Below are 9,204 nucleotides of genomic sequence, written 5' to 3' on the forward strand. Positions count from 1 at the left end.
CCACGACGGGAGTGCTGCCGTCACCGAGCGGCGACGGCAGCGGCAAAGATCACTCCTGATGATAGCGGGTGATGCGCTCGACCTCGTCCTTCGAGCCGAGGAACACCGCCACCCGCTGGTGCAGGGACTCGGGCTGGAGGTCGAGGATGCGCTGGGTGCCGTTGGTCGCGGCGCCGCCGGCCTGCTCGATGATGAAGGACATCGGGTTGGCCTCGTACATCAGGCGCAGCTTGCCGGGCTTCTCCGGCTCGCGGGCGTCGCGCGGGTACATGAAGATGCCGCCGCGGGTGAGGATGCGGTGCACGTCGGCGACCATCGAGGCGATCCAGCGCATGTTGTAGTTCTTGTCCAGCGGGCCGCTCTTGCCGGCCAGCAGTTCGTCCACGTAACGCTGGACCGGCGGCTCCCAGTGGCGCTGGTTGGACATGTTGATGGCGAACTCGGCGGTAGTCTCCGGCACGCGCAGATTGTCGTGGGTGAGCACGAAGCCGCCCAGCTCGCGGTCCAGGGTGAAGCCCTTGACGCCGTTGCCGAGGGTCAGCATGAGCATGGTCTGCGGGCCGTAGATGGCGTAGCCGGCGGCCACCTGCCTGGTGCCCGGCTGGAGGAAGGCCTGCTCGTCGAGGCTGTCGTTCTGGCTCAGGTACTGGTCCGGGCAGCGCAGCACGGAGAAGATGGTGCCGACCGAGACGTTGACGTCGATGTTGCTGGAGCCGTCCAGCGGGTCGAATACCAGCAGGTAGGCGCCCTTGGGGTACTTGCCGGGGATCTGGTAGGCATTGTCCATCTCCTCGGAGGCCATGCCGGCCAGGTGGCCGCCCCACTCGTTGGCCTCCAGAAGGATCTCGTTGGACATCACGTCGAGCTTCTTCTGCACCTCGCCCTGCACGTTCTCGGTACCCATGCTGCCGAGCACCCCGCCCAGCGCGCCTTTGGATACCGCATAGCTGATTTCCTTGCAGGCACGCGCCACCACCTCGATGAGGAAGCGCAGGTCGGCCGGGGTGTTGTGACTGCGAGTCTGCTCGATCAGGTAGCGGCTCATGGTTACACGGGACATGGAAATGGCTCCAGGGGGTGGAAAGTCTGCGCATCTTAGCGCGACTGGGTGGGCGATGCCTCCCTCAGACCGGACCGGCCGGCGCAGGTTCAGCGCTTCGCTTGCGCCTCCGGCGCCGGGCCGGATCACTCCGGCAGCCGCCAGATCTCGCGGGCGTATTCGCGGATGGTGCGGTCGGAGGAGAACCAGCCCATCCGCGCGGTGTTCAGCACCGCCGAGCGCCACCACTGGCCCGGCGTGCGCCAGCGCGCGTCGACCTCGAGCTGGGCCTGCCAGTAGGCCTCGAAGTCGGCGCAGACCATGAAGTTGTCGTGCTGCAGCAGGCCGTCGACCAGCCCCGCGTAGCGCCCCGGATCGTCCGGCGAGAAGACCCCGCTGCGGATCGCCGTGAGCACCTCGGAGAGCCGTGGCGAGGCGGCCACGGCGGCCGCGCCGCCGACCTCGCCGGAGCGCCGGCGCGCCTCCACCTGCTGCGCGCCGAGGCCGAAGATGAACATGTGCTCGCTGCCGATCCGCTCGCTCATCTCCACGTTGGCGCCGTCCAGGGTGCCGATGGTCAGCGCGCCATTGAGGGCGAACTTCATGTTGCTGGTCCCGGAGGCCTCCATGCCGGCGGTGGAGATCTGCTCGGAGAGGTCCGCCGCGGGGATGATGACCTCGGCCAGGCTGACGTTGTAGTTGGGCAGGAACACCACCTTGAGACGGCCGCGCACCGTCGGGTCGCCGTTCACCGTGCGGGCGATGTCGTTGGCCAGCTTGATGATCAGCTTGGCCTGGTAATAGCTGGCCGCCGCCTTGCCGGCGAGGATCTTCACCCGCGGCCCCCAGTCCACCCCCGGCTCGTCGCGGATCGCCTGGTAGAGCGCCACGCAGTGCAGCAGATTGAGCAGCTGGCGCTTGTACTCGTGGATGCGCTTGACCTGCACGTCGAACAGCGCCTCGGGATCGAGGGCGATGCCCAGGCGGTCCTGCACCAGAGCGGTGAGGACCTCCTTGTTGTGCCGGCGCAGGGTGCGGAAGTGCTGATGGAAGGCGCTCTGCCCGGCCTGCGCCTCGAGTCCGCCGAGCAGGTGCTCGGGATCGTCGAGCAGCGGCTCGCCGAGCGCATCGACCAGCAGCGCGGTGAGTCGCGGATTGCTCTGGTAGAGCCAGCGGCGGAAGGTGATGCCGTTGGTCTTGTTGCTGATCCGCTCCGGATAGAGACGGTGCAGCTGGGCGAACACGGTCTTGCGCATCAGCTCGGTGTGCAGCGCCGAGACGCCGTTGACGCTGTGCGAGCCGAGGAACGCCAGGTTGCCCATGCGCACCCGCCGGCCGTGCTCCTCCTCGATCAGCGACACCGCCCGCAGCAGGTCGAAGTCGTGCATGCCCTGAGCGCGCAGGTGGTCGATGTGCTGGGCGTTGATCAGGTAGATGATCTGCATGTGACGCGGCAGCAGGCGCTCCATCAGCGCCACCGGCCAGCTTTCCAGGGCCTCGGGCAGCAGCGTGTGGTTGGTGTAGGAGAGGGTCGCCACGGTCAGCTCCCAGGCCTTGTCCCAGTCCAGGCCGTGGACGTCGAGCAGCAGGCGCATCAGCTCGGCCACGGCGATCGACGGGTGGGTGTCGTTGAGCTGGATGGCCGCGTACTCGGGCAGGTCGAGCAGGCTGCCGCGCTGCTTGAGGTGGCGGCGCAGCAGGTCCTGCAGCGAGGCGGAGACGAAGAAGTACTCCTGGCGCAGGCGCAGTTCCTGGCCGGCCGGGGTGTCGTCGGCCGGATAGAGCACCCGCGAGATGCTCTCGGCGCGCACCGACTCGGCCACCGCGCCCAAGTGGTCGCCGGCGTTGAAGCGCTCCAGGTGCAGGTCGGTCTCGGCCCGCCCGCGCCACAGGCGCAGGGTGTTCACGCTGTGCCGGCGCCAGCCGACGATCGGCGTGTCGTAGGCGATGGCGCGCATCTCCTCGCCCGGCTGCCAGACATGGCACTGCCGGCCGCTTTCGTCGTCCCGGCAGACCACGCTGCCGCCGAAGCAGATCCGGTAGCTGACCTCGGGCCGCTCGAACTCCCAGGGGTTGCCGAACTCCAGCCAGGTCTCGGTCTGCTCCTGCTGCCAGCCATCGACGATGGTCTGGCGGAACAGCCCGTAGTCGTAGCGGATGCCGTAGCCGTAGGCGGGGATGCCGAGGGTCGCCATGCTTTCCATGAAGCAGGCCGCCAGCCGGCCGAGGCCGCCATTGCCCAGCGCCGCATCCGGCTCCAGTTCGCGGATCCGCTCCAGATCGACGTCCAGCTCGGCCAGCGCGGCGCGGGCGACCTCGAGCAGGCCCAGGTTGTTCAGGGTGGCCTGCAGGAGACGGCCGACGAGAAACTCCAGGGACAGGTAGTAGACGCGCTTGCGGCCCTGGCGATAGGTGCGGCTGGCGTGGTCCATCCAGGTTTCCACCAGATGGTCGCGGGCGGCCAGGGCGACGGCCTCGAACCAGTCGAAACCGACGGCGTGCTCGGGGTCCTTGCCCACCGCATACCTCAGCTTGTCGACGATACGCGCGCGGAACGCGGCGACTTCCTCGGGAACAGGCGACACCTCGGGCATGACGGCAACCTCGCTGGACGGCAATGACGGAACAAGGGCTCGAGTCTCGACGGCGCAATCCGCTACGCCCCTCCGATCAAGCATGCACAAAGCGAGCGAAGCCGCCAGGCGGATTTGCCGCTATCATCGCGCCCCCCTTGCCGATGCCCCGAACCGATGAAAAAGCCACCGATCCTCGCCGCCGCCGACCCCGACCGCCTGGAAACCTGGGTCAAGTACCGCCAGAGCCTGTGCCGCGACTGCCATTCCACCTGCTGCACCCTGCCGGTGGAGGTGCGCCTGGCCGACCTGATCCGCCTGGGCCTGGCCGACGCCTTCGAGCAGGACGAGCCGGCCAAGCAGGTCGCCCGCCGGCTGATGAAGGCCGGCGTCGTCGAGCACTTCAACCACAAGCACGAAGTCTTCACCCTCGCCCGCCGCAGCAACGGCGACTGCCTCTACCTCGATGCGCGCACGCGCCTGTGCACCCGCTACGAGCAGCGCCCGGACACCTGCCGCAACCACCCGGGCATCGGCCCGAAGCCGGGCCACTGCGCCTGGCGGCCGAAGCAGCCGGGCTAGGGTCTGTTGACCCTAAGTTCAGAAGAAGAACACCGGCCGGGCCGCGATACTGCCGGCGTCGCCCTCTTCGGGCGAGCGCTGCTCCAGGCTGCCAGCCGGCAAGACGGTATAGATGGCCTGGAACAGCGGCGCCGATCGCTCGCGGCCGGCGCCCTCGGCCGCCTCCCGGTCGTCCGCCCACACGTGCTCGTCGCTGCCTGGGCTGGGAACCGCCCCCTGCGACAGCGCCTCCGCAAACCTCTCCCCAGACGGAACCTCGAAGCTCGAGGACGATTGACTCCCGGCAACGGCCTGAGCGGCCAGACCGAACCCCAGCACGGCGACGGCAAGCATGGACGGTTTCATGAACGGCTCTCTGCATGAACGTGGACAGCAGCATGCGCAGACAAGATGACCCCAGAATGACAGCAACCTACTGGCAAATAGCTACAAAATAATGGCATTTTGCTAAAGAAACGACTTCCTCCACGCCGGCGTCGAACGCCCCGGGCGACGGCTCAGCGCCCGGCCACGCCCAGCGGCTCGCGATCGATGCGGAACAGCGTGGTGCTGCCGCTGACCTCGTTGGCCACCACCAGCAGCGGCACGCCGGGGATCGGGCTGGCGCCGGCCTCGATCACCGTCAGCCCCTCAGGCCCCAGGTCGCCGGCCTCGGGCGTGCCCGGCGCGGCCTGGAAGTCGCGGCGGTTGAGGTACTGCACGAAGGCCGGCGCGCGCGGATCGTCGATGTCGTAGACCATCACCCCGCCGGCCCGCTCCAGGCCGACGAAGGCATAGGTCCGTCCCCACAGGCTGGCCAGGGTCAGGCCCTCCGGCTCGGGGCCCTTGTCGTCGCTGCGGGTGTCGAAGCTGTTCTCGGTATGGTTCGAGTTGAAGAACTCGGGATTGGCCTCGGCAACGATCCGCTCGAAATCGGCGCCGCTGTCCCAGACCTGCTCCAGGTTCTCGCTCCAGATCGAGAAGGAACGCCCGCCGAAGGCGTGGATGCGCTCGTAGCGCCCGGTCTGCGGGTTCAGACCGCTGGCCTTGGACACGTTCAGGCGGCCCAGATTGGCGTTCTGCTTGAGGCTCTCGGCCTCGGGAAAGCGCTCCGGGTCCAGCGGATAGGCGGAACTGCCGAGGCGCACCACCTCGCTGTAGCCGTCGTAGTCGCGGGCGTCGCCCTCGTTGGCGGTCACCAGATAGGTGCGCCCGCGGTGCTCGTAGCGGGCGATGGCGTCCGGCTGGTACATGCCCAGCACCGGCCAGTTGCGGATGTCGACCTTGCCGTCGCGATCGCTGGCGTCCAGCTCGTTGCCGGGCAGGCTGTGGTCCTTGAAGCCGAGGCCGTGCAGCGCGCCGAAGGTGCCGCTGCGGATGTCCAGCACGGCGACGGCGTTGCCCTCCTGCAGGCTCACCCAGGCCGTCCGCGAATCCCGGGACACGGCGATGTATTCCGGCTCCAGATCCCGGGCCACGCTGGCATGGGGGCCGAAGACGCGGACCGAGGGGTCCGGCTCGGCATCGTCGAAGCGCCGGAAATCGGCGCTGCGCACCCGGTCCTGGGTCAGCCGGGCGATGTCGCCGGGCAGGTCGATGATGCTCACCGCGCCTTCGGGGTCGATCCCGTAGTCGTCGCTCGGCTCGCCCTCGTTGGCCACCAGCACATGGCGGCCGTCCGGGGTGAAGGTCAGCATGTCCGGCAGCGCGCCCACCTCGACCGCGGCCAGCACCCGGCCATCGCGGTCCATGAACACCGCCTTGCCCGGATCGGTCTTGCTGCGCGCCTCCACCGCCGCCGCCACCAGCTCGCCGTGCACCGCGACGCTGTTCACCGCCGCGCCGTGGGCCGACAGGTCGATGCTGGACAGCAGCGCCGGCGCCGCCGGGTCGCGGATATCCAGCACGTCCACCCGCCCGCTGGCAGCGTTGACCACGAACAGGCGCTGACCGAGCGGATCGTGGGCGACGATCTCGGCGGCGGCCTGGTCGAACAGCCCGGAATGGAAAGTCCCCAAGGGCGACAGCCTGAGGGTGAACGGCGGCTGGACCTCGGCAAGCGCCGGCCCGGCCAGCCCGAGCGCCAGCAGCGCGGCGGCAAGCGTCTTCGACTTCATGTATGACTCCCTGTCTGAACGGAAGCCGCAGCATGGGTCGGCGAGGTTGCCGGCGCATGACAGGTGGCGGAGCGGCAGCCGGACAACGCCGGGGGAGACGCTTCGTCCCCGACGCGCTGCGGGCGGGTCGGAGCGCGCCTCGGCGCGCGCCATAATATCTTGTGAAAATTTCGTGAAAATGGTGCAGGCTTTTTCAGCCATACTGCTTTGGCAGCGCCATGCCGGACAGGCATCCCGCCGCCGGGGCCACGCCCCTCGAAGGCCGTTCCATACCATCGAACCCATGGCCTCGCTTGAGGTTGGAGCAGGAAAATGGACGAACAAAACGACCTGGCCGCTCTGCTGGCCGACTATCGAACCCCCCCGCTCATCCAGGGCGCAACGGCGGAGCTTGCGACAGAAGTCTATCGGCTCTACCGGCTCACCAATCTGGCCGACCGGCTCGAGGCAACCTTCGGCCCGACGCTCCTGACACGCGAGGAACTCCTGGCGTGGCTGGCCGCACAGGTCGAACGGATCGGCACAGCCGGCATCGAGGATGACGACCTCGCCAGCGGCCTGATCGACGAGGCCTACCGGGAGCGGCTGAAGATCGGCAGCCCGCGCTTTTTCCAGCGCTACTTCCACTGACGCCCTCCCCCCACGGCGATTCGCGGTCGCTGCGCAAGGGCCGCGAGGCGTCACTGACTTCGCAGGTCCCGGCAGCGGCCCGCCGGAAGAGCGACGGAGCTCACCCGACGCAAGCGGAACGTCCGCACCAAAATGATGGCAAGATGCCATCTAGACGCTGTAGTCTACCGCGCAACCTGCGGACGACCTCCCTGCGACTCCGTGAAGCCCACCACGGAAGGCGCACCCGCAATGGCCGAAGCCAAGGACCCGCTGTTCAGATACCTCGCCCTGCTGCAACTGATCCCGCGCTGGCCAGGGCGCATCTCGACCTCGACCCTGCAGGAAAAGCTCAGGGACAAGGGCTTCGAAATCGACAAGCGCTCGCTGCAGCGCGACCTGCGCGACAAACTGGCGCGCCGCTTCCCGATCATCTGCGACGACACGGAACGCCCCTACCGCTGGAGCCTCGACCGCGACGCCGCCCACGGCCTGCCCGCCCTCGACACCGCCTCCGCGCTGGCCCTGCACCTGGCCGAAAGCCACCTGAACACCCTGCTGCCGCAGAGCGTGCTGGATCAGCTCAACCCGCACTTTCGCAGCGCCCGCGACTACCTCGACGGTATGCAGCGCAACGGCCTGGCCCACTGGGCGCGCCGGGTGCGTACCCTACCCAACGGCAAGGCCCTGCTCCCCGCCCCATTGCAACCGGCGACCTGGACGCAAGTCTGCACCGCCCTGCTGGAACGCCGGCAGCTTCGGGTCGACTACCTCAGCCGCAGCAAGGGCGAAGCCAGGAGCCTGCGCATCCACCCCGCCGGCCTGGTGTCCCGCCATTCCAGCAGCTACCTGATCGGCACCGCCAACGACTACGACGACCTGCGCCAGTTCGCCCTGCACCGCATCCAGCGCGCCGAACTGCTCGACGAGCCGGCCCGCGAACACGACGGCTTCGACATCGACCGCTACATCGAAAGCGGCGCCTTCGCCTGGCGCCAGGCCCCGCACGACGTCGAACTGATCGCCGACGTCCACCCGCAGATCGCCTGGCTGCTCAACGAAACCCCGCTCAGCCGCCAGCAACGCCTCGCACCGCTCCCCGGCAGCGACTGGCAACGCCTGCACGCCAGCGTCCCGCTCGACCAGGAAACCCTGTGGTGGATCTTCGGGCTGAACGACAACATCCGCGTGCATGCGCCGCGGGAGTGGGTAGAGGAAATCGGCAGCAGGCTGGAGAACCTGCGGGCGATGTATGCGGAGCCGGCGCAGTGCGACACAAGCCGTCGCGCCCCCATGGAAAACTCCCCGCAAGCGCCCGCAACCGAGCGGAAAGGCGCGGAAGCACAGACGGCGGAGGAAATGCCATGAAAGAACTGAGCTGTTTCGTGATCGGACTGGTGGCGGGCGGACTGCTGGTACAGAAGAGCAAGGAAGTCGAGTCACTGGAGAAGGAACTGGATCGGGAAAGGGTGCCGGCAATGGCACCAAGGATGCCATTAAACATGTGCTGAGCGATACGTAAATCCCTGCGCACCAAAAAATCATCACGCTATTCTGATTTCAGCGCGCAAAGGGAGTTGCTCATGCCATAACCAAACAGCTCCCCCAAAAGCCATAGGCAATGTGTGTATTTTTGCGCATTAGATTCCCTATTGGCTTCATCACTTCTTAGATGAAGCCGAGCAACAGGCTGAGGCAGTCGCATGAAACAGGAAAGTATCAGCACCATCATTGATAGCATTGGATATAGCCAGGTTGACCAGATAGCTTTTCCTTCAAGGAAGCCGGAGTTTTCTGAAATACCAAAAAGCATTCATCCAATAGTTTTATCAACGCTTCGAAAAAATTATCCAAACGGACTTTAGGAAAGTCTGAATTAGCCCCGATATTTCCTGCCTGAGCGCTCGATTGCTCAAAAAACGGCAGTTCCATGGCAATTCAGGCCGATACCTCTTTGCAAATCCATGTCTTGCCCTTGACGAGGCGCTTTGCCGGGATGATTCCCCGCATTATGGACGCACCTCTCCTGCCACCAGCAGATGTTTTCGCGCCATCCACAGGTTCGACAGGGCGAACAGCGTCACCAGTTGCGCGGTGTTCTTCGCCAGGCCGCGGAAGCGCACCTTGACGTAGCCGAACTGCCGCTTGATCACCCGGAACGGATGCTCGACCTTGGCCCGCATCTGTGCCTTGGCTTGCTCGATCCGCCGTTTGACGCGATACAGGACACTGCGCTTGCCGTGCTTCTGGTAGGTGCTGCGGCGAGCCGCGATCTGCCAGACGACTTTCCGTCCGGCATGCTCCG

At 66.8% G+C, this 9,204-nt stretch carries 10 protein-coding genes; 4 read left to right on the forward strand and 6 right to left on the reverse strand.

Annotated features, from left to right (window positions below):
• Nucleotides 1-49 precede the first annotated feature (49 nt).
• Together EV691_RS11110 and EV691_RS11115 are read right to left on the reverse strand one after the other, a co-directional pair.
• Nucleotides 50-1,060, reverse strand: coding sequence for a class 1 fructose-bisphosphatase (locus EV691_RS11110; RefSeq protein ID WP_131296684.1), 1,011 nt, complete (start codon nucleotides 1,058-1,060; stop codon nucleotides 50-52).
• A gap of 125 nt (nucleotides 1,061-1,185) precedes the next feature.
• Nucleotides 1,186-3,633 (reverse strand): glycogen/starch/alpha-glucan phosphorylase, encoded by a 2,448-nt coding sequence (locus EV691_RS11115; protein WP_131296681.1) that lies wholly within the window; start codon nucleotides 3,631-3,633, stop codon nucleotides 1,186-1,188.
• A gap of 156 nt (nucleotides 3,634-3,789) precedes the next feature.
• Here EV691_RS11115 and EV691_RS11120 point away from each other — a divergent pair, with 156 nt between their 5' ends.
• Nucleotides 3,790-4,194 carry a YkgJ family cysteine cluster protein gene (locus EV691_RS11120; protein WP_131296679.1) on the forward strand — a complete coding sequence of 135 codons (405 nt, stop codon included), beginning with the start codon at nucleotides 3,790-3,792 and terminating at the stop codon, nucleotides 4,192-4,194.
• A gap of 18 nt (nucleotides 4,195-4,212) precedes the next feature.
• Here EV691_RS11120 and EV691_RS11125 read toward each other — a convergent pair whose 3' ends face one another.
• Complete coding sequence (locus tag EV691_RS11125) at nucleotides 4,213-4,539, reverse strand: hypothetical protein (RefSeq protein ID WP_131296677.1); 327 nt, start codon at nucleotides 4,537-4,539, stop codon at nucleotides 4,213-4,215.
• Between the two features lie 152 nt (nucleotides 4,540-4,691).
• Entirely contained in the window at nucleotides 4,692-6,290 is a 1,599-nt protein-coding gene (locus EV691_RS11130; RefSeq protein WP_131296674.1) for a choice-of-anchor I family protein, read from the reverse strand.
• Between the two features lie 312 nt (nucleotides 6,291-6,602).
• Between EV691_RS11130 and EV691_RS11135 the strand changes: the two genes are divergently transcribed.
• The 3 genes from EV691_RS11135 (at nucleotide 6,603) to EV691_RS23350 (ending at nucleotide 8,410) form a co-directional block, all read left to right on the forward strand.
• Entirely contained in the window at nucleotides 6,603-6,920 is a 318-nt protein-coding gene (locus EV691_RS11135; RefSeq protein WP_131296672.1) for a hypothetical protein, read from the forward strand.
• A gap of 231 nt (nucleotides 6,921-7,151) precedes the next feature.
• On the forward strand, nucleotides 7,152-8,267 hold the full coding sequence (locus EV691_RS11140) for a helix-turn-helix transcriptional regulator (protein ID WP_131296671.1): 1,116 nt from the start codon (nucleotides 7,152-7,154) through the stop codon (nucleotides 8,265-8,267).
• Entirely contained in the window at nucleotides 8,264-8,410 is a 147-nt protein-coding gene (locus EV691_RS23350) for a hypothetical protein (RefSeq protein WP_165496500.1), read from the forward strand. The genes EV691_RS11140 and EV691_RS23350 overlap by 4 nt, the downstream gene beginning before the upstream one ends.
• Before the next feature lie 217 nt (nucleotides 8,411-8,627).
• Here the strand turns inward: EV691_RS23350 and EV691_RS11145 are convergent, their stop codons facing one another.
• Both EV691_RS11145 and EV691_RS11150 read right to left on the reverse strand, forming a co-directional pair.
• The gene (locus tag EV691_RS11145) at nucleotides 8,628-8,831 is read right to left on the reverse strand and encodes a hypothetical protein (RefSeq protein ID WP_131296669.1); all 204 of its coding nucleotides are present in this window, start codon (nucleotides 8,829-8,831) and stop codon (nucleotides 8,628-8,630) included.
• A 77-nt stretch (nucleotides 8,832-8,908) separates the two neighbouring features.
• A partial coding sequence (locus EV691_RS11150) for a transposase (protein ID WP_165901251.1) occupies nucleotides 8,909-9,204 on the reverse strand: 296 nt, incomplete at its 5' end.

The sequence above is a fragment of the Azotobacter chroococcum genome, assembly GCF_004339665.1.
GTDB lineage: Bacteria > Pseudomonadota > Gammaproteobacteria > Pseudomonadales > Pseudomonadaceae > Azotobacter > Azotobacter chroococcum.

Bases quoted from the DNA above. Each gene is read 5' to 3' on its own strand.
- EV691_RS11135 (WP_131296672.1), top strand. From the start codon at position 6,603: ATGGACGAACAAAACGACCTGGCCGCTCTGCTGGCCGACTATCGAACC.
- EV691_RS23350 (WP_165496500.1), top strand. From the start codon at position 8,264: ATGAAAGAACTGAGCTGTTTCGTGATCGGACTGGTGGCGGGCGGACTG.
- EV691_RS11125 (WP_131296677.1), bottom strand. From the start codon at position 4,539: ATGAAACCGTCCATGCTTGCCGTCGCCGTGCTGGGGTTCGGTCTGGCC.
- EV691_RS11115 (WP_131296681.1), bottom strand. From the start codon at position 3,633: ATGCCCGAGGTGTCGCCTGTTCCCGAGGAAGTCGCCGCGTTCCGCGCG.
- EV691_RS11140 (WP_131296671.1), top strand. From the start codon at position 7,152: ATGGCCGAAGCCAAGGACCCGCTGTTCAGATACCTCGCCCTGCTGCAA.
- EV691_RS11120 (WP_131296679.1), top strand. From the start codon at position 3,790: ATGAAAAAGCCACCGATCCTCGCCGCCGCCGACCCCGACCGCCTGGAA.
- EV691_RS11130 (WP_131296674.1), bottom strand. From the start codon at position 6,290: ATGAAGTCGAAGACGCTTGCCGCCGCGCTGCTGGCGCTCGGGCTGGCC.
- EV691_RS11110 (WP_131296684.1), bottom strand. From the start codon at position 1,060: ATGTCCCGTGTAACCATGAGCCGCTACCTGATCGAGCAGACTCGCAGT.
- EV691_RS11145 (WP_131296669.1), bottom strand. From the start codon at position 8,831: ATGGAACTGCCGTTTTTTGAGCAATCGAGCGCTCAGGCAGGAAATATC.